21 protein-coding genes are annotated in these 26,993 nt (G+C 65.7%); 4 read left to right on the top strand and 17 right to left on the bottom strand.

Annotated features, from left to right (window positions below; all coding sequences use genetic code 11):
* Window positions 1-7: 7 nt before the first annotated feature.
* The 12 genes from AC1PQG_RS20665 to AC1PQG_RS20610 form a co-directional block, all read right to left on the bottom strand.
* Complete coding sequence (locus AC1PQG_RS20665; protein ID WP_079436885.1) at window positions 8-247, bottom strand: helix-turn-helix domain-containing protein; 240 nt, start codon at window positions 245-247, stop codon at window positions 8-10.
* Window positions 244-1,272, bottom strand: coding sequence for a tRNA dihydrouridine synthase DusB (gene dusB / locus AC1PQG_RS20660; RefSeq protein ID WP_481119637.1), 1,029 nt, complete (start codon window positions 1,270-1,272; stop codon window positions 244-246). The genes AC1PQG_RS20665 and dusB overlap by 4 nt, the downstream gene beginning before the upstream one ends.
* A gap of 111 nt (window positions 1,273-1,383) precedes the next feature.
* Window positions 1,384-2,076 carry a monofunctional biosynthetic peptidoglycan transglycosylase gene (gene mtgA / locus AC1PQG_RS20655; RefSeq protein ID WP_481119636.1) on the bottom strand — a complete coding sequence of 231 codons (693 nt, stop codon included), beginning with the start codon at window positions 2,074-2,076 and terminating at the stop codon, window positions 1,384-1,386.
* Window positions 2,077-2,087: 11 nt separating this feature from the next.
* Entirely contained in the window at window positions 2,088-2,906 is an 819-nt protein-coding gene (gene aroE / locus AC1PQG_RS20650) for a shikimate dehydrogenase (protein WP_481119635.1), read from the bottom strand.
* 7 nt (window positions 2,907-2,913) lie between these two features.
* Window positions 2,914-3,846 (bottom strand): energy transducer TonB, encoded by a 933-nt coding sequence (locus AC1PQG_RS20645; protein WP_481119634.1) that lies wholly within the window; start codon window positions 3,844-3,846, stop codon window positions 2,914-2,916.
* 11 nt (window positions 3,847-3,857) lie between these two features.
* Entirely contained in the window at window positions 3,858-5,825 is a 1,968-nt protein-coding gene (locus tag AC1PQG_RS20640; RefSeq protein ID WP_481119633.1) for a ribonuclease catalytic domain-containing protein, read from the bottom strand.
* A 77-nt stretch (window positions 5,826-5,902) separates the two neighbouring features.
* Window positions 5,903-11,893: a FimL-related protein gene (locus AC1PQG_RS20635; RefSeq protein WP_481119632.1), complete on the bottom strand. Its 5,991-nt coding sequence runs from the start codon at window positions 11,891-11,893 to the stop codon at window positions 5,903-5,905.
* A gap of 38 nt (window positions 11,894-11,931) precedes the next feature.
* A complete protein-coding gene (locus AC1PQG_RS20630) occupies window positions 11,932-14,052 on the bottom strand; it encodes a methyl-accepting chemotaxis protein (RefSeq protein WP_481119631.1) in 2,121 nt (706 codons plus the stop codon).
* Between the two features lie 48 nt (window positions 14,053-14,100).
* A complete protein-coding gene (locus AC1PQG_RS20625) occupies window positions 14,101-14,616 on the bottom strand; it encodes a chemotaxis protein CheW (protein WP_481119630.1) in 516 nt (171 codons plus the stop codon).
* Window positions 14,617-14,623: 7 nt separating this feature from the next.
* Window positions 14,624-14,989: a response regulator transcription factor gene (locus tag AC1PQG_RS20620; RefSeq protein ID WP_481119629.1), complete on the bottom strand. Its 366-nt coding sequence runs from the start codon at window positions 14,987-14,989 to the stop codon at window positions 14,624-14,626.
* A gap of 17 nt (window positions 14,990-15,006) precedes the next feature.
* On the bottom strand, window positions 15,007-15,405 hold the full coding sequence (gene pilG, locus AC1PQG_RS20615) for a twitching motility response regulator PilG (RefSeq protein WP_481119628.1): 399 nt from the start codon (window positions 15,403-15,405) through the stop codon (window positions 15,007-15,009).
* Window positions 15,406-15,478: 73 nt separating this feature from the next.
* Window positions 15,479-15,631, bottom strand: coding sequence for a rubredoxin (locus AC1PQG_RS20610; protein ID WP_481123037.1), 153 nt, complete (start codon window positions 15,629-15,631; stop codon window positions 15,479-15,481).
* A 118-nt stretch (window positions 15,632-15,749) separates the two neighbouring features.
* Here AC1PQG_RS20610 and thiD point away from each other — a divergent pair, with 118 nt between their 5' ends.
* The 3 genes from thiD to hemL are packed head-to-tail and all read left to right on the top strand — an operon-like array spanning window position 15,750 to window position 18,514.
* The gene (thiD, locus tag AC1PQG_RS20605) at window positions 15,750-16,589 is read left to right on the top strand and encodes a bifunctional hydroxymethylpyrimidine kinase/phosphomethylpyrimidine kinase (protein WP_481119627.1); all 840 of its coding nucleotides are present in this window, start codon (window positions 15,750-15,752) and stop codon (window positions 16,587-16,589) included.
* A gap of 4 nt (window positions 16,590-16,593) precedes the next feature.
* A complete protein-coding gene (thiE, locus tag AC1PQG_RS20600; protein ID WP_481119626.1) occupies window positions 16,594-17,208 on the top strand; it encodes a thiamine phosphate synthase in 615 nt (204 codons plus the stop codon).
* 19 nt (window positions 17,209-17,227) lie between these two features.
* A complete protein-coding gene (gene hemL / locus AC1PQG_RS20595) occupies window positions 17,228-18,514 on the top strand; it encodes a glutamate-1-semialdehyde 2,1-aminomutase (protein WP_481119625.1) in 1,287 nt (428 codons plus the stop codon).
* A gap of 89 nt (window positions 18,515-18,603) precedes the next feature.
* Here the strand turns inward: hemL and mgtE are convergent, their stop codons facing one another.
* From mgtE to AC1PQG_RS20570, 5 genes are all read right to left on the bottom strand, one after another.
* Entirely contained in the window at window positions 18,604-20,046 is a 1,443-nt protein-coding gene (mgtE, locus tag AC1PQG_RS20590) for a magnesium transporter (RefSeq protein ID WP_481119624.1), read from the bottom strand.
* A gap of 111 nt (window positions 20,047-20,157) precedes the next feature.
* A complete protein-coding gene (locus AC1PQG_RS20585) occupies window positions 20,158-21,300 on the bottom strand; it encodes an FAD-dependent monooxygenase (protein ID WP_481119623.1) in 1,143 nt (380 codons plus the stop codon).
* Between the two features lie 25 nt (window positions 21,301-21,325).
* Window positions 21,326-22,642 (bottom strand): Xaa-Pro aminopeptidase, encoded by a 1,317-nt coding sequence (gene pepP / locus AC1PQG_RS20580; protein WP_481119622.1) that lies wholly within the window; start codon window positions 22,640-22,642, stop codon window positions 21,326-21,328.
* 72 nt (window positions 22,643-22,714) lie between these two features.
* The gene (murU, locus tag AC1PQG_RS20575; RefSeq protein WP_481123036.1) at window positions 22,715-23,407 is read right to left on the bottom strand and encodes an N-acetylmuramate alpha-1-phosphate uridylyltransferase MurU; all 693 of its coding nucleotides are present in this window, start codon (window positions 23,405-23,407) and stop codon (window positions 22,715-22,717) included.
* Between the two features lie 19 nt (window positions 23,408-23,426).
* Window positions 23,427-24,425, bottom strand: a complete 999-nt coding sequence (locus AC1PQG_RS20570) for an aminoglycoside phosphotransferase family protein (protein WP_481119621.1) — start codon at window positions 24,423-24,425, stop codon at window positions 23,427-23,429.
* Between the two features lie 108 nt (window positions 24,426-24,533).
* Between AC1PQG_RS20570 and AC1PQG_RS20565 the strand changes: the two genes are divergently transcribed.
* A complete protein-coding gene (locus tag AC1PQG_RS20565) occupies window positions 24,534-26,993 on the top strand; it encodes an LPS-assembly protein LptD (RefSeq protein WP_481119620.1) in 2,460 nt (819 codons plus the stop codon).

Genomic DNA, 26,993 nt, shown 5'->3' with positions numbered 1-26,993 from the left:
GCGCCGCTCAGAGCAGTTCGTGCTCGGAGAGCTTGCGGCGCAGGGTGTTGCGGTTGATGCCGAGCATCTCGGCACACAGGGTCTGGTTGCCGCCGGCCTGCTTGAGGACGAACTCGAGCATCGGACGTTCGACGTTCTTGATCACCATGTCGTACAGGGCGTTCGGCTTCTCGCCGTCGAGGTCGCGGAAATAGGTGTCCAGCGCCCGGCAGACGGACTCGGCAATCTCATTGCTGGTACTGCTCATGCTGCAAGCTCCTGGGGGAATTCTTCGGGTTCGGCGTAGACCAGGCGGCTGTCCCGGTCGGCAAGGCTGCCGAAGAATTCGTCGATGGCCGCCAGCTGTGCCTGGACGGTCGGCAAAGTGTTCATGGTCTTGCGGAACTGCGCGGAGCCGACCAGGCCCTTGGTGTACCAGCTGATGTGCTTGCGGGCGATCTTCACGCCGGTGTCTTCACCATAGAAGGTATAGAGGTCGGCGAGGTGCTCCTTGCACACCTGCAGGATTTCGGAAACCAACGGAGGCGGCAGCTCCTCGCCGGTTTTGAGGAAGTGTTCGATCTCGCGGAAGATCCACGGGCGACCCTGGGCGGCACGGCCGACCATGACGCCGTCGGCGCCGGTGTAGTCGAGCACAAACTTCGCTTTTTGCGGCGTGGTGATGTCGCCGTTGGCGATTACCGGGATGCGCACGCGGGTCTTCACGTCGGCGATGGTGTCGTACTCGGCGTTGCCGGTGTACTGGCAGGCGCGGGTGCGGCCGTGGATGGCGATCAGCTGCACGCCGGACTCTTCGGCGATGCGGGCGATCATCGGGGCGTTCTTGTTGGCCTTGTTCCAGCCGGTGCGGAACTTGAGCGTGACCGGGGTGCTGCCGGTGGCCTGGATGACGGCCTCGAGGATGCGCGCGACCAGCGGCTCGTCCTGCATCAGCGCCGAGCCGGCCATCACGTTGCAGACCTTCTTGGCCGGGCAGCCCATGTTGATGTCGATGATCTGCGCCCCGCGGTCGATGTTGTGGCGGGCCGCTTCGGCCATCATGGCCGGATCGGCGCCGGCGATCTGTACGGAGATCGGCTCCACCTCGCCGTCGTGATTGGCGCGCCGCTGAGTCTTGGCGCTGCCGTAGAGCAGGGAGTTGGAGGTGACCATCTCGGACACGGCGAGGCCCGCCCCCATCTTCTTGCAAAGCTGGCGGAAAGGACGATCCGTCACGCCGGCCATCGGCGCGACGAACAGGTTGTTTCGCAAGGTGAATCCGGCGAATTGCATCGGGGGAGGCACAGCTGGGGAAAAGCAGCGCATTCTACCTCAAGCCCCCCCGCTCTGGCAGGTGCCGACTTCCCGCAATGGAGTGACTTAGTCCCTGCCGGACAAAGGATTTCAGGGTACGTCCGAGTACTGCATGCGACTCTGAATGCGTACCGCATGGGCGGCAAGGCGCGGCCCGTAGGTCTTTTCGTACTTGCGCGGATTGGGCAGCATGACCGCCAGGCGGGCGGCCTGGGCAGGTGCCAGCTGGGCCGCGGAGACCCGGTAGTAGCGCTGGGCAGCCGCCTCGCAGCCGAAGACGCCGTCGCCCCATTCGACAACGTTGAGATAGACCTCGAGGATGCGCCGCTTGTCCCACAGGTTCTCGATCATCACCGTGATGATGGCTTCCTCGGCCTTGCGCAGATAGCTACGGGCGGGAGACAGGAAAAGGTTCTTGGCCAGTTGCTGACTGATCGTCGAGCCCCCGGCGACGGCTTTGCCCTTCTTCTGGTTCTTCTCGATTGCCTTCTGGATGCCGTCCCAGTCGAAGCCCTCGTGGTCCACGAACTTGTCGTCCTCGGCGGCGATCACGGCTCGCTTGAGATGTACCGAGATCTTCTCGTACGGCACCCAGCGGTACTGGAGCTGGGCGTCGGGCTTACGGGCGAGGAGTTCCTCGCGACGCAGGCTCATGAAACTGGTTTCCGACGGCGGCTCCCACTTCCACCACAGTACATGGCCGAGCAGCCACAGTTGATAGGCGATGAGGAGCAGGACCAGCGCCAGCAGGCTGCGGCGGGTCCAGTGCCAGACCGTCTTCACCGCCGGGGCGCCTACAGGACCGCGCGTAGTTCGGCGAGGACCGGAGCGGTTGCGGGGCGGATGCCGCGCCATAGCAGGAAGCTCTCCGCAGCCTGCTCGACCAGCATGCCGAGGCCGTCGGCCAGGCGGGCGGCGCCTTGTTCGCGGGCGGCACGCATGAACGGGGTGTCACCCTTGCCGTACATCATGTCGTAGGCCAGGCTGCCCGGCGCATAGAGGCCGGCCGGCAGATCGGGGGCCGCATCGGACAGGCTGGCGCTGGTGGCGTTGATGACCACGTCGAAATCCTGGCCGGCCAGATCGGCAAAACCGCAGCCCTGCGGGCGCAGCGGTCCGGTGGAGAATTCGTCCGCCAGTTCGGCAGCCTTGACGGCCGTGCGGTTGGCGATGGTGAGGCTGGCCGGTTTGGCGTCGAGCACGGGCAGGATGGTGCCGCGGGCGGCGCCGCCGGCGCCGAGCAGCAACACGCGGCGCCCCTCCACCGGGCAGCCGAGATTGACGGTGATGTCGCGCAGGATGCCGGCGCCATCGGTGTTGTCGCCGAGCACGCCGTCGGGACCGAAGGCCAGCGTGTTCACCGCGCCGGCGGCCAGGGCGCGGGGGGTATGGCGATCGGCGAAGTCGAAGGCTTCGAGCTTGAAGGGTACGGTCACGTTGAGGCCGCGGCCACCGGCGGCACGGAAGGCCTCCACGGTGGCGGCGAAGGCGTCGAGGGGCGCCAGCAGCGCCTCGTAGCTAAGGGGCTGGCCAGTCTGGGCGGCAAACAGGGTATGGATGCGCGGCGACTTGCTGTGGGCGATCGGGTTGCCGATGACGGCGTAGCGGTCCATCGTGGGCTTACTCTTTCTTGGCGGACGTCTGCAGGATGTCCGAATTTGTGAAGGTCCAGGTACGGGTGATCTCGATCAAGTCGGTATCGTGCCGGATGTCCGGTGGAAAGGCTGCGTAAGGGGCGGCCAACTGGACGATGCGCCTGGCCGCATCGTCGAGGACCTTGTGGCCGGAGGAGCGGTGGATATCGATGCTCTGTACCGTACCGTCGGCGCGAATCGTGACCGACAGCAACAGGCTGCCGTAGAGCTTGCCGCGGGCCGCGTCCGGATAGTTGAGGGTGCCAACCCGCTCGATCTTCTGGCGCCAATCCTCCGCATACTGGGCGAAGCGGTATTCTTGGGCGCGCGCGCCGATGAACTTCTTGCGCGGCCTTGCGGAGTAATCCACCAGATCCTTGTCGATCTGGGCCTCGATGCGAGCGACTGCCGCTGAGCTGTCGAGGAGGTCGTAGCCGGACACCTGGCGAGGGGTCTCGGTGGGCGCCACCAGCTGGTTGTCTACAGGAAGTGCGGCCCGGCTGCGGCTGACGGTCAAGGCCTGGGTCTGAGGCGTTTCCGGGGCCTCGGCGCGTCGCTGGGCTTCGACCAGACTATCGCCGGAGCGGGTCTGTTCCAGCGGCGGCAGAGGCGTGCTCGGCCGCCCCTCCGCGCCGTTGGTGCCGCCCGCGTCGAGATTGGTCTGGGCCAGTACGTCGGCCTGCTCGGGGTGTTGGGCGTGGCGCGAATTGACGAGCACCACTTCCAGCCCTTTGTCCCGGTGGTGCAGCTTGTCCGCGTCCGGCATCACGAAGTGGACCGACAGCAGGATGGCGTGCAGGGCCAGGGACAGGCCAACACCCCATTCCAGCGCATAGCGTGCCGTGCCGCGGCTTCCGGCGGACGGCGCGTTGGGAGGGGCACTCGGCTGCGGAGGCTGGTGGCGGCGCAGGGCTGGCATGGCGATCGGTGTCAGGCGGCAGCCGGAGGTGCTTCCGTGGTTGCTGGCGCTGGGGTATCCGCCGCCGGTGCTTCGTCAGGGAGCAGGTCTTCGTCCTCGGGGAGTAGATCGCCACTCGCTTCGGCTACGGTCTCAAGGTAGGTGGCGTGGACTTCCACGTCCACGAGGTCGCTACGCTCAATGGCTAGGCGAACCCGGGTGCCAGGAGGCAGCGTCGGCATCGACGGGACCTTGAAGACAAAGGGGATGTCGTCAAGGCGGACCAGGCTTTCACGCAGCACGCGGGCATTCATCTGCGGGTGGCCGGCCTGACGCAGCCAGCGTACGCACCAGTAGCGCTCCATGCCGCGCTGGAATTCGGCGTACGCGGCGTAGGTGAGCTCGAAGTCGCGCATGGCGGCGATCAGCTCTGAAGACTTGGGCGGGAAGGTTGGTGCCGTGCCGCGCAGCCAGCTGATCAGCTGCCACTGGTTGACCAGGTCCACATAGCGCCGCAGCGGCGAACTGGACCATGCGTAACAGTCGACGCCGAGGCCTTCGTGGGGGGCTGCGGCGGTGGTCATGCGGACCTTGCCGCCAGTCTGGGCCCGGTACAGGGCCGGGATGCCAGCTTCGGAGAGGGCTTTGCCCCAGGTGCTGTTGGCGGCGATCATCAGTTCGGCGACCAGCTTGTCGAGGGGCGAGCCGCGCGGGCGGCGGCCGATCTCGATGCGGCCGGGGCCGTCGTCGGTACTGGCATTCCAGTCGACGCTGAAGTTGTAGTCCACCATGTTCTGGTTGGCGGCCGGCTTGCCGCGGCCTCCTTCGAGGACGGTGGCGAGCTCCCACAGCAGGGTCAGCTCGGCTTTCCACGGGAAGTCGGGGCCGCCGTCGGCGAGGGTGGCCTCATTGAAGACCGGCTCGATGTCATGGTGGCGCAGGTTGGCGACCACCGGCACGCGTTCGAGGCGGGAGCTGTTGCCGGTGACGATCAGGTCGCGGCTGACCTCCAGGTACAGAGACAGCGCCGGACAGTCGCGCCCTTCGCCCAGCGTGAAGCGGGCCACCACGTCGTCCGGCAGCATGGTGATCTTGTTGCCCGGCATGTAGACCGTGGACAGGCGCTCGCGGGCGATTCCGTCGAGGACCGAGTCGCGGCCGAAACCCAGGCCCGGTGCGGCGATGTGGATGCCGATGCGCCAGCCGTCGGCGGTGGGCGTGACCGAGAAGGCATCGTCGATCTCGGTGGTGGCGGCGTCGTCGATGGAGAAGGCACGCACGTCGGCGAGCGGCAGATCGGTGGGCTCGACAGGTGCTTCGACGGCGGGGAAGGCGGTGCCGTCCGGGAAGTATTCGAACAGGAAGCGGTCGAAATGCAGCTCATGGGAAGAAGCCAGCGCACCGCAGTCGAGCAGCAGGCGGGCCGCCGACTTGCCGTTCTCGGCACAGGCGGCTTCCAACGCCTTGGTTTCAAGGCGGTTGCGGTCCGGTTTGTAGAGCAACTGGCGGATCAGGGGGCGGAGCTCGTCCGGCACCTGGCCAGCCAGTAGTTCGTCGCGCATGCGCTCGACGGCCGCGGCCTGCTGGCGTTTTTTCTCGAGGCCTGCGAGGGCGGCCTGCAGGATTTCGGCCGGTGCCTTGCGGAAGCGGCCCTTGCCCTTGCGGTGAAAGTAGATCGGCGCGGCATGCAGGCGTAGCAGCACGGCGATGGATTCCACCGGGCTCGGCACATGGCCGAAGTATTCCTGCGCGAACTCGGCAAAGCCGAATTCCTCGTCACCACAGACCTCCCACAGGAACTCGGTGTCCAGGCCGCTCGCCTCGGCCTCGGCGCGGTCCAGCAGCTCGCCGGCAGAAGGCTGGTTGAAGCGCAGCAGCACGTCCTTGCTCTTCAGCTTGAGGCGCTTGCCGTGGGGCGTTTCCACCTGCAGGGAGGCGTCGTTGTCGGTCAGGATGGTGCCGGTCTTGAAGGCACCATCCTCTTCGAAGAGCAGATTCATGGAATGGCCAAGCGGGAAAACAGCCGATTATAGCCAAGCCGGAGCCCAGCCCGGACGAAAGCAATGCTCCGTTCGGGTCAGGCCGGCGTGGTGACGAAGTTGTGGATCAGGCCGAGCAGCACGTCTTCGTCGTAGGGCTTGCCAAGGTAGTGATTGACGCCGATTTCCTCCGCGTAGCGTTTGTGCTTTTCGGCCGTGCGGGAAGTGATCATGATGATCGGTACGGCCTTCAGGCGGGCGTCGGCGCGGATGTTGCGGGTCAGGTCGAAGCCGTCCATTCGCGGCATCTCGATGTCGGCGATGACCACGTCGGGGGTGACGGTAAGCAGTTGCTCCAGTGCATCGACGCCGTCCTTGGCGGTGACGACACGGTAGCCTTCCCGTTCAAGCAGGCGGCCGGTGATCTTGCGCACCGTCAGCGAATCGTCAACCACCATCACCGTCGGTTGGCTGGGCGTGCTGGCGCCGGCCTGGATCGGTGTTTCGTCGTCGCTCGCGTCCGGGCTGCGGCCAGCCAGGGCGACCGGGTTGAGAATCAGCACGATCTCGCCATCGCCGAGCACCGTGGCGCCGGAGTAGCCGACCATCCGCGCATACTGCGGGCCGGCATTCTTGACGACGATTTCCTGGTTGCCGCGCAGTGCATCAACATGCAGCGCCAGGGTCTCGCTACCGGCGCGCAGCAACAGCACCCAGTTGAAGCGCTCGACCTGGGGCTGGGAAACCTTGTCGCCGAGCAGGCGCGGCAGGTAGCGGTAGCCGTAGTGCTCGCCGAGCCAGTCGGTGCCGTGGTCGCCGCGGATCTTCTCGAGGGCTTCCGCCTTCAGCTCCAGCACCTGAGCGACCATCGATGAGGGGATCGCAAAGGTCCGGTTAGCGGCGCGCACCAGCAGGGCCTGGGTCACTGCGAGGGTCAGCGGCAGGTGGATGCGGAAGATGGTGCCCTCGCCGGGCGTCGTGTCCACGCTGATACGCCCGCCGACCGCTGCGGTTTCGCTCTTCACCACGTCCATGCCGACGCCGCGACCCGCCAGGCTGGACAGGCTGGCGGTGGAGAAGCCCGGCACGAAGATCAGGTTGGTGAGGCGCTTGTCGTCTGTGTCCTCGTCGGCGGAAATCAGTCCGCTGTCGATGGCGTGTCGGCGGATGCGCGTGAAATCGAGGCCCGCGCCATCGTCGCGGAATTCGATCAGCACCTCGTTGCCCTCATGGGCAATCTTGAGGGTGATCTGGCCGATTTCCGGTTTGCCGGCGGCTCGTCGTGCCTCTGGCGTCTCGATGCCATGGGCGACCGCATTGCGCACCAGGTGGGCGAGGGGGCCGCTCATCGCGTCGAGCACGCTGCGGTCGATTTCGATCTGCCCGCCGATGATGTCCAGGTTGGCGCGACGGCCGAGTTCCTTCGCTGTCTGGCGGACCAGGCGGTAGAGCCGCTCGGCCAGGCTGTCGAAGGGCACCATGCGTACGTGCATCAGCGACTGCTGCAGTTCGCGGGCCATGCGGGACTGGGCGTGCAGCGCCGATTCGGCGCCGTCCAGGTTGCGCAGCAGGTTCTGCTGCACGGTGGTCACGTCGCCGACGCTCTCGGCCATCATCCGTGTCAGTTCCTGCAGACGGGTGTAGCGGTCCATCTCCAGGGGATCGAACTCGGTGTGCTGGGTTTCGACCTGGGACAGGCGCGACTGCATCTGGGTGTCGGCCTGGATCTCCACTTCCCGCAGCTGGTTGCGCAGGCGGATGACGTTTTCGGTGAGGTCGAGTAGGGAGCGGCGTAGCGTGCGCAGTTCGCCTTCGATGCGGGTGCGCGCGATGCTGATTTCGCCGGCTTCGTTGACGAACTGGTCGACGCGGCTGGCATCCACACGCAGCTGGGTGCGTGCCGCGGGGCTGGCTGCTTCGCCGGGCTGCAGTGGAGCGGCCTCTTCGGCCGGCGCTTCACCTTCATGCTGTGCCGGGCTCGTGGCTGTCTGGCTGCTCTGCAGCGTGTCGAGGGTCTGGCGGGCCTGGTCGAGGGCAGCCTCGATTTCGTCCACGATGGCCGAGCCCCCCGGATCCTGGGTGCGGGCTCGTTCGAGTCGGGTTTCCAGGTCGTGGAGGTTTTGCCCAAGGTTCATCGCGCCGACCATCCGCGCGCTGCCCTTCAGGGTGTGCAGCAGGCGCGCTACGCCGGAAGGATGGCTTGTTTCGGCAGGTGCTGCACGCCAGGCACGCAACGCGGTGTCGAGGTGGTCGAGCAGCTCGTTGCCTTCGTCGAGGAAGATCGGCAGCAGTTCCGGGTCGAGATCGTCACGGAGCTGCGTGGCGGGTGGGCTGCTTTCCGTCGCGCGCGCCAGGGCTTCCTCGCGGGGGCGCAGGGTGGCGGTGACGAGTTCGGGCGGGGCCGTTTCCGTGGGCAGGGAAATGATGTCGGCGAGGTGGGATGCCTGTATGGCGTCCAGTCGCGTGATCAGTTCCGGTTCAGGGGCGGGCAGTACGCGGGCGCCGAGCTGAACCACCATACTTTCGAGGGCCGCCGCGCTGTCGATCAAGACTTCTGCTTGCGTGGCGGATGGGGCCTTGTCGAGGTCGGCAAGACGCTGCTGAGCGAGTTCGAGGGCTTTGGCGAGCTGTTGCGGCGCACTGAAATGGGCAGTACCGGAAATGCCGGCCAGCGTGTGGGCTGCACGGATGGACACCGTGGCAGGTGTCTGCGTGGGATTGGCCGGCAGGCGCGACAGTTCTTGGCGCAGCGTGGCGACGTGCTGCCGGGCCTCGGCGAGATAGAGATCGAACAGCGGGCGAGACAGGGTGATTCCGCCGAAGCGGACTTCGTCCGGGCCGATGGCCGTTTCGGGGGGGGCGACGATCTCTTCTTCTGGCGGCAGATGCTCGGTAGGGGGTGCTTCCACCTCTTCGAGCTCTTCGACGGCCTCGGCGGTGAGTTCTAGGTCTTCCAAGGGAAGGGGCTCTTCGAGCACCACTTCCGCGGGAAATTCGGCCACGATCTGTTCCGCTTCCGCTTCCGCTTCCGCTTCCGCTTCCGCTTCCGCTTCCGCTTCCGCTTCCGCTTCCGGCACTGAAGCCTGCTCGGCAGGTGATATCTCTCCCAAGTCGAAGATGTCGAAGGACTCGATGTCGTCGCGTGCTTCTAGAGGCTCGGGGATCTCGAAGGTATCGGTTTCGTCCAGCTCGACCGCTTCGGTGGGCTCCTCGGGCGGCAGAAGCTCTTCGATCTCCAGGGCGTCCGTCACGATCGCCGGTTCTTCCTCGATGTCGAGGATGTCCAGTTCTTCTAGGGACTCCGGGATTGCTTGGTCGAGAGGCTCGATGGCATCTGCTGCCGGGGGGGCCGCTTCGTCGTCACTGGGGAGATCGAAGCTGAGATCGAAGTCGACTGGGGTTGGAGCGGGTTCCTCGGTGAGTACTGTGCTCAGGCTGACTTCGGTCTCGTGCTCCCGTTCAGAAGCTGAGAGGTCGGTTGGCTGCGTCCGGGTGCGTGCCTCCTCGAAACTGAGGTCGGGGAAGTTGAGGTCAACGGCTTCGATTGCGCTGGCATGGGCTGCAGCGGCAAGCGTGAGGCTTTCGCCCAGGTCGGTGGCGGCGAAGTCCAGTTCGGGTAGCGTGATCGACGCTTCCAGGTCAACTTCCTGGGGTGCGCTGTCGAGGCTGATTTCGGTCAGTCCAGGTTCCGTCGGTGCTGCCTTGGGCTGCGTTTCGGCGGGTTTCGCCGGTTCGACTGCGGACGGTGGGGCTGTCTCGTTGCGCAGGCGGGCAGCGTCGGCGAGCAGGGCGCTGACGTCCCTATGATGGCCGGCCCCGGCTTCGAGTTGGTCGATCCAGGCAGAGAAGGCCTGCAAGCCATTGGCAATCAACCGCAGCAGTTCGCCGTCGACCGGTAGTTCGAGACGCAGCCAGTGGTTGAGGGTCTGCTCCATGCCCCAGGCGGCTTCGCCGAAGTCCTTGAGCCCGACCATTCGGCCGCTGCCCTTGAGGGTATGGAAGCTGCGCCGGATGGCCGTGAGCACGTCCAAATTGGACGGTTCCTTTGCCAGCTGGGCCAGGTTGGCGGCGATGGCGGCGCGGACATCGATGGCTTCTTCGATGAAGATCGCCAGCAGTTCCGCATCGATCTCCTCTTCGCTGGCATCTATGAGCCGGCTGGCCTCGGGGGACAGCGCTGGTGCTTCGGTGGCGGCGATGGGGGGCGGTTCGTTGAACAGCGTGCCGGCGTCGAGTAGGTTGAGGGCGTCGCGGGCCTGTTTCTCGAGCTCGGGGTCGGCGGTCAGTGAGGCGTCCTGGCGCAGACTCTCCAGGTTGATCTGGAGTTCGGTGCGCAGCCCGGAATCGTCGGGGTTGTTCTTCAGGGCCGCAGCGAGAGCGGCAGTTTCCCTGCGCTGCTGTGCGAGCCCAGCTTCGATGCTGTTAGGGGGGCGCTGGATCTCGGCATCCGGGTACAGGATGCGCTCAAGGTCGGCCGGACCGTGCTGCAGGGCTTCGACATAGATGCCGAGGGCTGACAGCCTGTGGGCGATCTCTTCGAAGTCCGGCTCTTCGGGCGACACCTCTTCACTGGTTGATAAGGCACGGATGCGGGCTGCGGCATCCTGAAGCAGGCGCACCGCAGCATCTTCGTTGAGGACCGACAAGGCCCCCTCAATCTGCTTGAGGGGGGCGCGCACGGCGGCGAGGATGTCCGTACGCGTGGGGGCGCGGAAGAAGCTATCCAGGTTCTGTTCGACGTCACCCAACGAGGTGAGGATCTCATGCGCCAACTGGCGGTTCAGGTGATGAGTCTGGACATCACTGTCGGCGATCACCAGCGGGGATACCTGCTCACCTCGCTGATGGGCTTGCAGGCGGGCCACTACTTGGGCGAGCTGGGCATCGCTGACGTCGTCACCATGCTGGTGATTGTCGAGGCGGGCTTCCAGCAGCAGCATCGTAGTCGCCATGTCCATGGACAGTGCATCGGTGAGCTGCAGAGGGTCCTGGCGCAGCCAGCGTGCTGTGGCACTCAACTCTTCGAGCAGCTCCGAGACGTCGGGCTGATCAATGGCTTGGGCCATTTCCGCCAGGGGGGCGATGGCGTCCTGGAAACGGGGCAGGCCGATGGCATTGCCCTTGGCGAACTGGTTCCAGGCCTCCTTCGCGTCGGTCAATCCGCTACGCAGTCCAGCGAGCAGCGGTGCCTGGGGGGTGTCGCTGATTGGGCGCTTTCCGGCCGGGATCAGGTATTCGAGCTGATACGCGGCACGAATCGAGTCGATGGCCGGCGAGTGCGCGGAGGACATGGCGACCTGGTACAGCACGTCGCGCATCAGGCGCTCGGCGACGACCCCGGAACCTTCGAGGACGCGCCGCATCTGGGCGTCGATGCGGCCGCAGAGTCGCTTGCTGGCCGCGTCCGCCGGGATGCCTTGAAGGCCGAGGGCGTCGAAGAATGCCGAGCAAGCGAGCCAGAAGGCACGCGCGGCCGGAACTGTCTGCAGATCTTCGATGCCGCTGGTGGCCTCGCGCATTTCCTGCGGGCCAGATGGGTCCTGGGGGGTGCGGAACCACTTGAGCAGCCCGCGCTCGAAGCGGCTGCGCAGGGCACGCAAGTGCTTCGGGTCGTTGCTGTCGATGGCCGGCGTCGCAAAATCCGGACGCAGGTTTAGATCGGGGAAGAACAGCTCACTGGGCGTCGGTGCTTCCTGGCCACGAGCCGCAGCCAGTTCGGCGTATAGCTCGAAGAGCCGCAGGGCCTGATCGGGTTGCCCACGGGCCAACTCGTCGAGGTAGTTGCCGATGGCCGCAATGCAGCGGGCGGCCAACTGGGCGATCTCGGGCGTGCAGGCGATCTGTTGCGAAGCCAGTTCTCCGAGCAGGCGGTCAAGCTGGTCGGAGAACTGGGTCAGTCCGTCCAGTCCGACGATGGACAGTGCGCCGTGTGCCTGGTGCAGGTGGGTCTGGGCAAATTTGATCTGGCCGAGGCGGTCGGGGCTCGAGCTGGCTTCGGCCAGCGCGTCCGCCGCCCGTCCTAGGGCCAGATCGATCTCGCCTTTGACCCAGGTCAGCGGACCCAGGTCGAGTTCGTGTGCAGGGCTCATCAATGGTTCTTCGGCGAAATCCGTGCGCTATCGGGGTCTCAGACCTTGAAGCCGGAGACGGAACCCTTGAGTTCGACGGCCAGGTCGGCCAGTTCGCCGATGGAAACGGCGGTCTGCTGGGTACCGGTGGTCGTGCGGTCGGTGATGGCGAGAATGTTCTTCATCTTCTCGGCCACCTGGGTTGCGGCCTTGGCCTGAACTTCGGTACTGACCGAGATGCGTTCGATCAGCTCCGCGGTTTCGGCGGACACGCGCTCAATCTCCGCCAGTTCCTGGCCGGCGGTTTCGGACAGGTGGGCACCGTCCACCACGTCGCGGGTTGCGTTTTCCATGGCCGCCACGGCGTCGCCGGTGTCGGTCTGAATGGTCTTCACGATCGCGCCGATCTGCTTGGTGGCCTCGGCGGAGCGTTCGGCGAGGCGCTGCACTTCTTCGGCAACCACCGAGAAGCCGCGACCGGCTTCGCCGGCCGAGGCCGCCTGGATGGCGGCGTTGAGGGCGAGCACGTTGGTCTGTTCGGTAATGTCGGAAATCAGTTCCACGATTTCGCCGATCTCCTGTGAGGATTCGCCGAGGCGTTTGATGCGCTTGGAGGTTTCCTGGATCTTTTCGCGGATGTCGTTCATGCCCTTGATGGTGTCTTCCACCGCGACGGCACCCTTCTGGGCGGCCTGCAGGGAGCGCCGTGCGACCTGGGCGGACTGCAGTGCATCTTCGGATGCGGCGCTCATGGAACTGGCCATGTTCTGGGCTGTTTCCCCGGCGAGGCGCAGTTCCTGGGCCTGACGTTCGGTGGCGGCCAACAGTTCATCGGATGTCTGCTGGGCGGACTCGGTGGCTGAGGTCACGCGGATCGCGGCGTCGTTGATGCGGCGTACCAGCACCGAGAGCTCTTCGATGGTGTAGTTCACCGAGTCGGCGATGGCGCCGGTGATGTCTTCCGTCACCGTGGCGCGGACGGTAAGGTCGCCGTCGGCCAGATCGCCCATCTCGTTCATCAGTCGCAGAATGGCCTGCTGGGTGTTGTTCCGCTCGGCTTCGGCGGACTCTCGCAGACGCTCGGCGGCAAGACGGCGGCGAGCGATGTCATCGTTATAGGTCTTGGCCATCAGGGCCAGGCTGGCCAGCGTGATCAGTGCACAGAGGATGATCGCCAGGCTGACCCAGGTGAAGAAGCCGGTGTAGCCGCGGGTGTAAGCGTCGGTCAGTGCGGAGGTCTTTTCAAGCAGCGGGCCGGAGTTCTGGAAGATGTGGCTGCCAGCCTGCTTGGCCTGCACCAGAAGCTGGATGTTGCCGAGGATCTCCATCACCGAGGCGAGGTTGTCTTTGCTGACTTTCTCCAGTTCGGTGAGTTTGGTCTTGGCATCGCTGCCATCGGCGGTCATCTTCTGCAGCTGTTCGATGAGGTCGCGGAATGTGTTGGTGTCCTTGCCGAGCAGGAAGGCGACTTCCGGGTCGATGGCGTTGGCGACCAGCAGTGCGTTGGCGTTCTTGGCGATACGCTGGGTCAGCATCACCACCTGGTTGGCGACGGCGATCTCGCGGGCCGATGCACCGCCTTGCAGCTTGAGGGAGGCGACCTGTTCGGAGAGTTCGAGCAGTTGGGGATTCTTTGTGTTGATGGTGCCAACGGCCTTGCCCAGGCTGGTGAGGTTTTTTTCCTGGCCGAGGAGGGCGGTGGCATCTTTATCGGTCTTCTGCCACAGCTCCGTCACGGCAGCGAGCTCGTCGGTGGCTGCGCTGGCACCTCCCGGCACGCTGGCCCCGTTCACGTCGCCGCCGTTGGTTACTGCCTCAAGGAGCGTATTGAATTGCTCGCGGCTGTTCTTCAGTTCGATGAAGGCCTTAGGGTCACCCTGCAGGGTCAGTTGGCTGGCCTTGGCGATTTGCTGGGAGAGCGTGCGCATCTCACCGCCGGCCGTCACGTAGGCCGTGCCGAAGTGGCTGACGCGGATCTGATAAAGGACGAAGGCACCGGTCAGCGCGGCGAAGATCAGGAAGGGAACGCGCAGGATGCGCAATTGCTCGGTGGACGATTTGCCGGCCAGGAAGGGCAGCGAAGCCTTGATGGCCCCGTCTCCCGAATCAAGAATCGTATCCACATTGCCGGAGGCGGGCTTGCTGCTGCCCTTAGACAGCCCTGGTAGCTTGAATGCCATATTATCCTCATCAGCGGATCGAGCCCGCTGTATCTCCCGAATTGAATTTTACGAAAGCGCGGCGTCCAGAAAGCGCGAGTGATTGAGCAGTGCCGGTACCTTGAGCCGGGTCCAGGAACTCCCCCGACTGTCCTGCATGCGCTCTCCGATCCACGGCTGATCTTCGTCAGCAGGGGCCGGCACAGGGATGAAGTCTTCGATGGAGCGCAGGCCCAGCGCACGGGTCACCAGCAATGCGGAGTTGAGGCCGTGGCGCACTCCGACGAGCAGCAAGCGGGCATGGCCGACCGGTGCAATGGGTGGTTCGCCATGGAAAGCGGCGAAATCGACGACGCTGAACAGGTTGCCACGCACGCTGGCCAGACCACGGAACCACGGATGGGTCAGCGGTACGGGGGCCAGGGGCGGGACGGCGAGAATCTCGCCGGCTTCGGTGAGATCCACGAGCCAGTTCCGGCCACCGGCCTGAACGGCGAGCAACGCCGAGGCCCGGTTGTCGCGGGCTTCGGCCAGACGTCGGGCGAGGCCGGCCTGGAATTCATGGAGGCTGATCCGTTTGGCCATGGGATGCTCAGCCGAGGGCGCGGATCTTGTCGAGCAGCGCGGCGTGATCGATGGGCTTGACCATGTAGTCGTGTGCGCCCTGACGGAGACCCCAGATCTTGTCTGTTTCCTGCCCCTTGCTGGTGCACATGATCACAGGGATGTTGCGGGTGCTGTCATCCCGGGAAATCGTGCGGGTCGCCTGATAGCCATTGATACCGGGCATCACGACGTCCATCAGGATCAGGTCGGGCTGCTCGCTCTTGCTCTTCAGCACCGCCTCTTCTCCGTTTTCAGCGGTCACCACCTGGTAGCCATTTTTCACCAGTACTTCCGACAGGGCCAGGCGCTCCGTCGGAGAGTCATCTACAACAAGGATTTTCTTGATCGGCATGGACGCGTTTCTTGCAATCAGTCGTTGGTGGAGGCCTGGCCCGCCTGGGTGTGGTTGGCCACGGAGCGCAGCAGGCTTTCCTTGGTGAAGGGTTTGGTCAGGTATTCGTCGGAGCCGGCGAGACGACCACGGGCACGGTCGAACAGGCCGTCCTTGGACGACAGCATGATCACCGGGGTGGCCTTGAGGCGCGCGTTCTTCTTGATCAGGGCGCAGGTCTGATAGCCGTCGAGGCGCGGCATCATGATGTCCACAAAGATCAGGTCGGGGGCATGGTCTGCGATCTTGGACAGCGCGTCGAAGCCGTCTTCGGCCAGCACGACTTGGCAGCCGGCCTGAGCGAGAAAGATCTCCGCACTGCGGCGGATGGTGTTGCTGTCGTCGATGACCATGACCTTGATGCCACTGAGATTCACCGGGGACCTCCGGAAGCGGTTCGGATGGTGTGCTCTTTATACATGGTACGGGTCTTGGGAATGGTCGGATGGATCAGATGGCAACCATCTCGAAATCTTCCTTGCGGGCACCACATTCGGGGCAGGTCCAGTTCGGAGGGATGTCTTCCCAGCGGGTGCAGGGTGCGATGCCCTCATCCGGTGAACCGGCTGCTTCGTCGTAGATGAAGCCACAGATCAGACACATCCAGGTCTTGTAGGGAGGATTTGCCATTTGGGTGCGGCGTAGTGATTTCGGCTAGAATCGCTTGGATCGTGAATGGTAGCGCAGTCGCAGTTAAATTTGTGCGTCCTTGTTTCTCCGAATGACTATATCCCGTAATGATCCTGGTCCTCCCCTAGTCCTTGTTTTTGCTGCATCCGATCCAACCGGCGGTGCGGGCATTCAGGCGGATATTATGACGTTGTCAGGGATGGGTTGCCACCCCCTGACGGTTATCACCGCGTTGACCGTCCAGGATACGGCTGGCGTGGAGGATGTAATGGCGATCGACGCCGACTTTGTCGCCGAGCAGGCCCGGGCGGTCCTTGAGGACATGCCGGTGAAGGCCTTCAAGCTCGGTGTGCTGGGTAGTGTCGACAACATTGCGGCTATCGCCGAGATCATTTCCGACTATCCGCATGTGCCGGTGGTCGTTGATCCGGTGGTGGCTTCGGGGCGGGGGGACGAACTCGCTTCGGAGGCGATGCTGGAGGCCATGCGAGAGCTCATCTTGCCGCAGGCCACTGTCATCACCCCCAACACGATCGAGGCGCGCCGCCTGGCGGACCTGCATCGGGACGGGCACGACGAAGGTTCCCTTTACGATTGTGCCACCCGGCTGCTGAATTCGGGCTGCGAACACGTGTTGATTACCGGTTCCCACGCCCAGACGCCCCAGGTCATCAATACTCTCTACGGCCGTGGCGGTGTGATCCGCACCGATACCTGGGAGCGCCTGCCGGGCAGCTACCATGGTTCCGGCTGCACGCTGGCGTCCGCGGTGGCGGCAGCGCTGGCCCACGGCATGGAGATGTCGGCGGCGGTCCAGGAGGCCCAGCGTTTCACGTGGAGGACGCTGGAGGCGGCCTTCCGGCCCGGCATGGGGCAGCACATTCCCGATCGATTTTTCTGGTCCAGGCCGAGCCTGGTGGATGAGGGCTGAAGCGATGTTCGGACGTGGTCTTTATCTAGTGACGCCGGACTGGAACGACACCGAGGCGCTGGCTACAGCCCTCGCGGAGGTTTTGCCTGCCCGGCCGGCCCTGGTCCAGTACCGCAACAAGAATGCCGATCCGTCCGTGAGGCGGGAGCAGGCGGTCCGCCTGCTGGCCTTGTGCCGTGAGGCTGGCGTGCCGCTGGTGCTCAACGACGATCTGGCGCTGGCGCTGGAGATCGGTGCCGATGGTGTCCACCTGGGCCGTGACGACGGCGATCCGGCGGTGGCCCGGCGGGCACTCGGCACGCAGCGCATCCTCGGCGTCAGTTGCTATGGAGAGTGGCCGCGGGCGGTGGCGGGGGCGGCGGCCGGTGTCGACTACATCGCCTTTGGCGCCATGTATCCGTCTTCCACTAAACCTGCTGCAGTGCCGGCGCCCCTCGACATCCTGACCCGTGCCAAGTGCGAGCTCGGCCTGCCGGTGGCGGCCATCGGCGGCGTCACTGTCGACAATGCCCCGGCGCTGATCGAGGCCGGCGCCGACCTGCTGGCCGTCATCAGCGACGTATTTGCAGCCCCCGCTCCGGCCGCCCGTGCGGCCGCATACGCCGGGCTGTTCGATTGACCACTAAGGAAACACCAGCATGAGCAGCCGTAACGAAGAACTCTTTGCACGCGCCCAGCGCACCATCCCCGGCGGCGTCAATTCGCCGGTGCGGGCCTTCCGCTCGGTGGGTGGCACCCCGCGCTTTCTCAAGAAGGCGCTCGGCGCCCGCGTGTGGGATGCGGACGGCAAGGAATACCTCGACTACGTCGGTTCCTGGGGGCCGGCGATCCTCGGCCATGCCGACCCGGTGGTGGTCGAGGCGGTGCGGGCTGCGGCCCTCGAAGGCCTGTCCTTCGGTGCGCCGACCGAGCGCGAGATCGACATGGCTGAGCGCCTGTGCGAACTGCTGCCCAGTCTCGAGATGGTGCGCCTGGTGTCCAGCGGCACCGAGGCGACGATGAGCGCGATCCGCCTGGCCCGGGGCTTCACCGGCCGCGACGCGATCATCAAGTTCGAGGGCTGTTACCACGGCCATGCCGACAGCCTGCTGGTGAAGGCCGGCTCTGGCTTGCTGACCTTCGGCAATCCGTCGTCGGCGGGGGTGCCGGAGGATTTCGCGAAGCACACCGTCGTGCTCGACTACAACAATCCGACGGAGCTTGAGGAGACCTTCAAGGCCCGCGGCAGCGAGATCGCCTGTGTGATCATCGAGCCGATCGCCGGCAACATGAACCTCGTCAAGCCGTCGGCCGAATACATGCACCTGCTGCGCCGCCTGTGCACCGAGTACGGCACAGTGCTGATCTTCGATGAAGTGATGACCGGTTTCCGCGTCGGCCCGCGCGGCGTGCAAGGTCTGTTCGGCATCACGCCGGACCTGACGACCCTCGGCAAGGTGATCGGCGGCGGCATGCCGGTGGGCGCCTTTGGCGGCCGGCGCGACATCATGGAAAAGATAGCCCCGCTGGGCGGCGTGTATCAGGCCGGCACCCTGTCCGGTAGCCCAGTGGCGGTGGCGGCCGGTCTCGCCAGTCTGGAGCAGATCGCCAAGCCGGGTTTCTACGAAGTGCTTACGGCCCGTACCGAACGCCTCGTGGTAGGCCTCAATGCGGCAGCGGCCAGGCACGGCGTGACTTTCATCGCCGACTCCGTTGGCGGCATGTTCGGCCTCTATTTCGCCAAGGCCGTGCCGCAGAGCTACGCCGACGTGATGGCTTCCGACCGTGAGCGCTTCAACCGCTTCTTCCACGCGATGCTGGATGCCGGCCATTACTTTGCACCGTCGGCCTTCGAAGCCGGTTTCGTGTCGGCGGTGCACTCGGAGGCCGACATCGACAGTACCGTCGCCGCGGCCGAAGCCTGGTTCGCCGCCAACGCGGGTTGAGCCGGAACGCCGGGGTGAGGCCCCGGTGAGACGGATGTGAAAAGGGGCGAGTGAATCGCCCCTTTTTTGTACCTATCCGCTGGGTGCCTCTACATCAGGAAGATCGTCGCCAGCCCGAGGAAGATGAAGAAGCCGCCGGAGTCGGTAACGGCGGTGATGATCACGCTGGAGCCGACGGCCGGGTCCTGCCCGATGCGGTGGCGGAGCATTGGGGCCATCACGCCGACAAAGGCCGCGACGAGCAGGTTCAGCGTCATCGCGGCGGTCATCACCAGGCCCAGCTTGCCGCTGCCGTAGAGCACCCAGGCCAGGATGCCGAGCAGGCCACCCCATACGATGCCGTTGATCAGCGCGACGCCGAGCTCCTTCTTGAGCAGACGGCTCAGCGCGTCGTCCTGCACCTGGCCCATGGCGATGCCGCGGACGATCATCGTGATGGTCTGGTTGCCCGAGTTGCCGCCGATGCCGGCCACGATCGGCATCAGCGCGGCCAGTGCAACCAGCTTCTCGATGGAGCCTTCGAAGGCGCCGATCACCCGGCTGGCGATGAAGGCGGTGACCAGGTTGGCGGCCAGCCAGGACCAGCGGTTCTTCACCGAGTCCCACACCGGCGCGAAGATGTCTTCGCCTTCCTTCAGGCCGCCCTGGCTGAGCAGTTCGCTCTCGGTTTCCTCGCGGATGAAGTCCACCACCGTGGCCACCGTCACGCGGCCGACCAGCTTGCGGTGGTAATCCACCACTGGCGCCGACACCAGGTCGTAGCGTTCGAAGGCCTGGGCTGCGGTCTCGGCTTCGTCGGAGGGTTCGAGGGTGAGGGTGTCGGTGAGCATGATCTCGCTCACCTCGGCTTCCGGGTCGTTGATCAGCAGCCGGTCGATGGGCAGCACGCCACGCAGGTGTTCGTCCCGGTCCACCACGAAGAGCTGATCGGTGTGGTCGGGCAGCGCGTCGAAGCGGCGCAGGTAGCGCAGCACCACTTCCAGGGTGACGTCCTCGCGGACGGTGACCATCTCGAAGTCCATCAGCGCGCCGACGGAGTCTTCTGGGTAGGACATCGCGGCACGCAGCTGCTCGCGCTCCTCCGGATCGAGACCTTGGTAAACCGCCTCCATGACTTCATGGGGCAGGTCGGGCGCCAGGTCGGCCAGTTCATCGGCGTCGAGCTGTTCGGCGGCGGCGCGCAGGGAGGCCGAGTCCATCGACTCGATGAGGGATTCCCGTACCGCGTCGGATACTTCCAGCAGGATCTCGCCGTCCCGTTCGGCCTTGACCAGGTCCCAGACGAACAGGCGCTCGTCCAGGGGCAGGGCTTCCAGGATGTGGGCGACGTCGGCGGAGTGCAGGCTGTCGAGCTTGTGGGTCAGCTCGTGGACGTGCTGCTTATGGACCAGGCTTTCCACCAGGTCATGCTTGGGCATGTCTTGGCGGTGGACGAGCTCTTCCACCAGCTTGTGGCGGGCGAGCAGGTGCTGCACCTCGCGCAGGTGGCTCTCGAGGTCGTCGTGTTGCTGCAGGTCGTCGGCTTCGGCCATGGTCGCAATCCCGTGCTCCGCTGCGCGCCGGGTGGCACGCAGGGGGCGGATTCTACGGGGTTTGCGGCGCTGCGGCGACCGCCATTTTCACGCTGGCGTGAGGGTTTTCGGTCAGGGCCAGGCGCGGGCGCCGAACATCATCCGCTTGGCGACGAAATGGCGCGCCGGCGGCAGCAGGTCGAGGGCGAACAGGCCCGCGCCGCGGGCGTGCTTGAGTGGCCCGAAGGCCGTGCTGAACAGGCGCACCAGGGTGTCGGTGAAGCGGATCGTGCCGTTCCGATCAAGGCGGCGGGTGTCGGCGTAGGCGGCCAGGGTTTCCGCTGCGCCCGGGTCGCCGCCGGCGCGGATCAAGGTCTGCGCGCAGGCCCATACGTCGCGCAGGGCCAAGTTGTAACCCTGGCCGGCGACCGGGTGGAGGGTCTGGGCGGCGTTGCCGAGCCACACCGTGCGGCGCCCGATGGGCTCTTGCCGGTAGCGCAGCACCAGCGGGTAGCGGGCGCGCGGGCCGACGGCGGCAAAGCGCAGGCGCTGGCCGAAGTGTTCCTGCAGGCGTGCCAGGTAGGCGTCGTCGTCGAGGGCGAGCAGCGCGTCCGCGTCGTCTGGTGCGGCAGTGTGCACGATGGCGCAGCCCTGGCCACAGGGCAGTACGGCCAGAGGGCCTTGCGGTGTGAAGCGTTCCCAGGCGCGGCCGTGGTGTGGCGTGGCCGGGGTGGCGACGCTGATCACCGCGTGCTGGCCGTAGTCCCGCTCGACGAGGGGACTTTCCTCGTCGCTGACGATGCTGCCTTCAGCACAGGCGGCCAGGCGGGCGGACAGGTTGTGGCCGTCGGCGAGGCTGACCAGCACGTCGTCGGCGCCGGGTACCAGGCGGCTGACCGTGGTGTGTTCGCGCACCGGGATGCCGGCAGCCATCAGCGCGTCGTCCAGCGCAGCGGCCAATGCGCCGGCGGCGACCACGTAGCCGAGGGCCGTCTGGCCATATTCCTCTGCCTGCAGCAGCGTGCGGCCGAGGCCGCCCTGGTGGGAGACATGGATGCTCTCGATAGCGGTGGCAGGCAGGCGATCCCACACGCCGAGGCGTTCCAGGGTCAGGCGGGTGCCGTGGGACAGGGCCAGGATGCGCGGGTCGTCGCGGGCAGCGCCGCGGGGGCGGGCGTCCACCAACAGCAGGTCGAGGCCGGCATCCTTGAGGGCGAGGGCCAGCGCCATGCCCACCGGGCCGGCGCCGACGATGACGAGGTCGTGGCGGTTCATGGAGATCGTTCGGGTGGGATGGCCGTCAGGCGCCGGCCATCACGGCTTCGATGTCGGCGACGCTCTTCGGCGTGGCGGCGGTGATGATCTCGCAGCCGGTGTCGGTGACCAGTGCGTCGTCCTCGATGCGGATGCCGATGTTCCAGAAGGCTTCCGGCACGCCGTCGGCGGGGCGGATGTAGCAGCCGGGCTCGACGGTCAGCATGTTGCCGGTGACCAGCGGGCGCCATTCGCCGGCGAGCTTGTATTCGCCGGCGTCGTGCACGTCGAGGCCGAGCCAGTGGCCGGTGCGGTGCATGTAGAACTGGCGGTAGCTGCCGGATTCGAGCACGCCGTCCAGCGTGCCGCTGAGCAGGCCCAGGTCGATGAAGCCCTGGGCGAGCACGCGGGTGGCGGCGTCGTGCGGGTCGTTCCAGCCAGCGCCGGGGCGGATCGCGTCGATGGCGGCGGCCTGGGAGGCCAGCACCAGTTCGTAGGCGGCCTTCTGCGGCCCGCTGAAACGGCCGTTCACCGGGAAGCTGCGGGTGATGTCCGAGGCGTAGCCGTCGAGTTCGCAGCCGGCGTCGATCAGCAGCAGGTCGCCGTCCTTCAGCTGGCAGTCGTTTTCCACGTAGTGCAGTACGCAGGCGTTGGCGCCGCCGGCGACGATGGAGCCGTAGGCGGGAGCCTGGCTGCCATGGCGGCGGAACTCGTGCAGCAGCTCTGCCTCGACCTCGTATTCCCAGGCGCCCGGGCGGGTGGCGCGCATCGCGCGGCGGTGGGCGCCGGCGGAAATCTCGGCGGCGCGGCGCATGGTGGCGATTTCGCTGGCGTCCTTGATCAGGCGCATTTCGTCGATCAGGCCGCGTACGTCGCGGATCTGGGCGGGGGCATGGCAGCCGGTGCGGGCCTGGGCGCGCACGCGGTTGAGGGCGTCGGCGATGCGGCTGTCCCAAGCCGGCTCGTAGCCGACCGAATGGAAGATGGCTGGCTGGTTGGCGAACAGCGAGGCGAGCTGTTCGTCCAGTTCGGCGACGGGATGGGCCTCGTCGAAACCGAAAGCCTCCCGCGCGGCCTCGGGGCCGAAGCGGTAGCCGTCCCAGATTTCCCTTTCCATGTCCTTGGTGCGGCAGAACAGGATGCTGCGCGGCGTGTCGCTGGCCACCAGAACGAGCACCGCCTCGGGTTCGCGGAAGCCGGTGAGGTAGTAGAAGTAGCTGTCGAAGCGGTAGCCGTAGTGGGTGTCCCGGTTGCGCACGCGTTCCGGCGCGGTGGGAATGACGGCGACGCCGCCGCCGGCGGCCTGCATGGTTTGCAGCAGGCGGGCGCGGCGGGCCTGGAAGGGAGAAGTGTCGAAGGGCATGGCGATATCCGGTGGCTGGATTCTGGATTGACCGTGGGGTGGCCGCTTTGTTGCGAGCTTACGGCAATCCCGTCAGGGCGTGCAGGGACGGGCCTCGCGCAGGCGGGCGTCGAGCTCGCGCAGGCGTTCCGGCGTGCCCACGTCCACCCAGTCGCCGATCAGGCGGCTGCCGGCGACGTGCCTGCCGGCCATCGCAGCGAGCAGCAGCGGGGCCAGCTTGGCGGGGCTGCTGCCGTCCACTCCGATGAACAGGGCCGGGTGATAGGCGCCGAAGCCGGAGAAGGTCAGGCGGTTGTCGCCGTCGTCGTGGACCAGGCCGTCCGGACACAGGGCGAAGTCGCCCTGCGGATGATGGGGCGGGTTGGCGACCAACAACAGGTGGGCCTGCGTGCCGCCGGGGCTCAGGGTGTCGGCGGCGCGGCGTAGGCCGGCCAGGTCGGCATCACAGAAGACGTCGCCGTTCACCACCAGGAAGGGCTCGTTGCCGAGCAGCGGTAGCGCGCGGGCGATGCCGCCAGCCGTTTCCAGCGCGCTCTCTTCAGCCGAGTAATGGATATGAACGCCGAAGCGTGATCCGTCGCCGAGGGCTTCCTCGATCATCCGGCCCAGGTGGGCATGGTTGATCACCAGCTCGCGGATGCCCGCCGCCGCCAGGCGCTCGATGTGCCACACGATCAGCGGCTTGCCGCCCACTTCCAGCAGGGGCTTGGGGCAGTGGTCGGTGAGGGGGCGCATGCGTTCGCCGCGGCCGGCGGCGAGGATCATTGCTTTCATCGTCGTGGGCTCAGAACGAGTAGCCGACTTCGGTGACGGTCGGATCGGTCTGTTCCAGGATGCGCAGCAGCGGCTTGAGTTCGCCGTAGCGTTCGCAGGTCTTGCGCAGGTAATGCAGGACCAGCGGCATGTCCTTCAGGTAGCCGTCCTTGCCGTCCCGGTGATAGAGGCGGGCGAAGATGCCCAGCACCTTGATGTGGCGCTGCACGCCCATGTATTCGTAATCGCGGTGGAAGTCGGCGAAGTCCTCGCGCACCGGCAGGCCGAGGCTGCGCGCGGTTTCCCAGTAGCGGGCCAGCAGGTCGAGGGTGAAGTCTTCGTCCCAGTGAACGTAGGCGTCCTTGAATAGGGAGGCGAGGTCGTAGGTCAGCGGACCGTAGACAGCGTCCTGAAAGTCGAGCACGCCGGGATTGGGCGTGGACTGCATCAGGTTGCGGCTGTGGTAGTCGCGGTGCACGTAGACCTTGGGCTCCGCCAGGTTTACGTCAAGGACGCGGTCGAAGACGTCGTAGAGCTGCTGGGCCTGCTTGTCGGTGAGGGTGATGCCCTTGTGGCGCGACACATACCACACCGGGAACAGCTCCATTTCCCGCTGCAGCAGCTCGCGGTCGTACTCGGGCAGCACGCCGGGCTGGCTGGAGAGCTGGATGCTCATCAGCGCGCCGAGGGCTTCCGCGTACAGGTTGTGGGCATTGTCCTTGGTCAGCGCCTGCAGGTAGGTGGTGTTACCCAGGTCGGACAGCAGCAGGAAGCCCTGTTCGAGGTTCTGTTTGATGATCTGCGGCACATGCACGCCGGCGGCACCGAACAGCTCGGCAACCTTGACGTAAGGGCGGCAGTCTTCGTGGCTGGGAGGCGCGTCCATGACGATCAGCGATACGGGATCGTCGGCGAAGGTCAGCCGGAAGTAGCGCCGGAAGCTGGCGTCGGCGCTGGCCGGGGCGAGTTCGAAGGCGCGGCCGGGAAATTCGGCGGCGATCCAGGCCTGGAGTTGTTGGCGTCGTTCCACGGGAGTCGAAGAAGTGTTCGTGTAAAATCCGGCAGTTTATCAAACCAAGCGGTCGGCTCGCCGGCTGGTTCCCGCTCCAGGATGAAACCACGTACGCAGTTGCGCTTCTTGTCCATCGCCCTTTTCGCCCTGTGGGGGCGGGCGGGTGCCGAAGATCTTCCGCCCTTCGTGGTGTCGCCGTCGCTGCTCGGCAAGCCGGTTGCTGTCCGGCCAGCTGCCACGCCGCAGCCGTCGGCGCCGGCCGCCGCCGCACCGTCCCGGCCAGCGACTGCAGCCGCTCCTGCTCCGGCGAAGAAGGCTGCCACGCCGGCCGGCAGTGGGCGTAAGGGGGCGACGCTTCAGCCCGCTACGGCAGGGGCGGCGCTACCGCTCCACACGACGGTGATCGACGGTGACCGGGTGACCGGCCGTCAGGATCTGGATGCGGTGGCCGAAGGCTCGGCCGTGCTGACCCGCGACAACACCCGCGTCGAAGCCGACAAGCTGCAGTACTTCGAGCTGACCGACGAGGTCGAAGCCACCGGCCATGTCCGCATCACCCGCGGCGAGGACGAGATGACCGGACCCCATGCACGCATGAAGGTGCAGGAACAGGTTGGTACCTTTGATTCGCCGACCTACTCGATCAGCCGCCCGCCGCGCGGACCGCGTCCCGGCGAGGCGCCGCTGCTGCCCGGCCAGGCCGTGCCGATGAGCCAGCAGCCCCTCACGGGCCATGGCTCGGCCGACTCCCTGCAACTGGAGGGCGAGAACCAGTTCCGCTTCTTCAATGCCACCTGGACCAGCTGTAAGCCCGACCGGCCCGACTGGTACATCAAGGCCAAGGAACTCGAGCTCGATTACGATCGCAGCGTGGGCGAAGCAACCAACGGGACGCTGATCTTCAAGGGCGTACCGCTGGCCTACATGCCCTGGGCCGACTTCCCGCTCGGCGACAGCCGCAAGTCAGGCCTGCTGTCGCCGACCTTCGGTACGTCGAACAAGGTCGGCTTCGACCTCACCATTCCTTACTACTTCAATCTGGCGCCGAACTACGACGATACGCTGACCACCCGCTATATGGGGCGGCGCGGTCTGCAACTGCGCAATGAGGCGCGCTACATCACTCCGACTTATCGGGGCATGAACTACTTCGAGTGGATGCCCAACGATGAGGTGGAAGGGCGTAGCCGTATGGCCGGCCAGATCCGCCACAATCAGGTTTTCGGCAACGGCTGGGCCGGCAACATCGATTTTTCCGGTGTTTCCGATCCGCGCTACTTCATCGACCTGAGTTCGCGGCTGGCGCTGACATCGCAGGTGAACCTGCTGCGCCAGGGCATGGTGAGCTACTCCGGCGGCGGCTGGTGGAATGCCACCGGCTTGCTGCAGGCCTACCAGACGCTGCAGGATCCCAATGGCGCGCCGGTTGCTGTTCCGTACAAACGCCTGCCGCAATTGACCCTGACGGCCAACCGGCCCGAACTGCCCGGCGGCACGACCTTCCTGCTCAACAGCGAATACGTGGCCTTCAGCCACCCGACCCTCGACGAGGGGCGGCGGATGACGCTCTACCCGCAGCTGGCCCTGCCGATTCAGACCTCGGCTTTCTACGTGACGCCGAAGATCGGCGTACACATGACGCGCTACGACCTCGACCGCCGCACGACCGTTGGTGAGAACACCGTGACCCGGACGCTGCCGATCATGTCGGTGGACAGCGGCGTGACCTTCGAACGCGATACCAATTTTGTCGGCCGTGACTACGTGCAGACCCTTGAGCCGCGAGTGTATTACCTCTACGTGCCATATCGCGACCAGTCGATGATCCCGAATTTCGATTCGGGCTCCTACGACTTCAACTTCGCGCAGCTCTTCGCTGAAAACGTCTACACCGGCGGCGACCGCATTTCCAATGCCAACCAGCTCACCACCGCGGTCCAGTCCCGCCTGATCGACCCCGCCACGGGAGCCGAGACGGTGCGTGCGCTGCTCGGGCAGCGCTATTACATGGACGATCAGCGGGTCGTGCTGCCGGGCGGCACGCCGCGTACCGGCAAGCGTGCCGACCTGCTGGGCGCCTTCGGTATCAACCTGGCATCGAAGACCCAGCTGGAGACAGCGTGGCAGTACAACCCGCGGGATCACTGGACCGAGAGATTCAACTTCGGCCTGCGCTTCCAGCCCAGTTACGCTCACGCCATCGGCGTCAACTGGCGCTATCGCCGCAACTATTCCACCGATGATGCCAACCCGGACGGCTTCCGCGACCTGGACATCACCGGACAATGGCCGTTGTGGGGCAACTGGTACGGCGTCGCCCGCTACAATCGCAATCTACGTGACCACCGCCTGAACCAGGGTATTGCCGGCGTCGAATACAACGCCGGCTGCTGGGTGTTCCGTGGCGTCGTACAGCAGTTGACCACCAGCGTGAACGACGTGACCCGCGCCTTTTTCTTCCAGCTCGATTTCAATGGCGCCGGCAGCCTTGGCTCCAGTCCGATCAACGTGCTCCGCCGTAGCATCCCCGGATATGGGAATATCAACAACGGCTCCAACCCCTTCTACAGTGAAGACGACTTCTGA

The sequence above is a fragment of the Zoogloea sp. GDB6 genome (genome assembly GCF_056724105.1).
The sequence above is the reverse complement of the archived record's forward strand: the minus strand, read 5'-3'. Positions and strand labels throughout refer to the sequence as shown.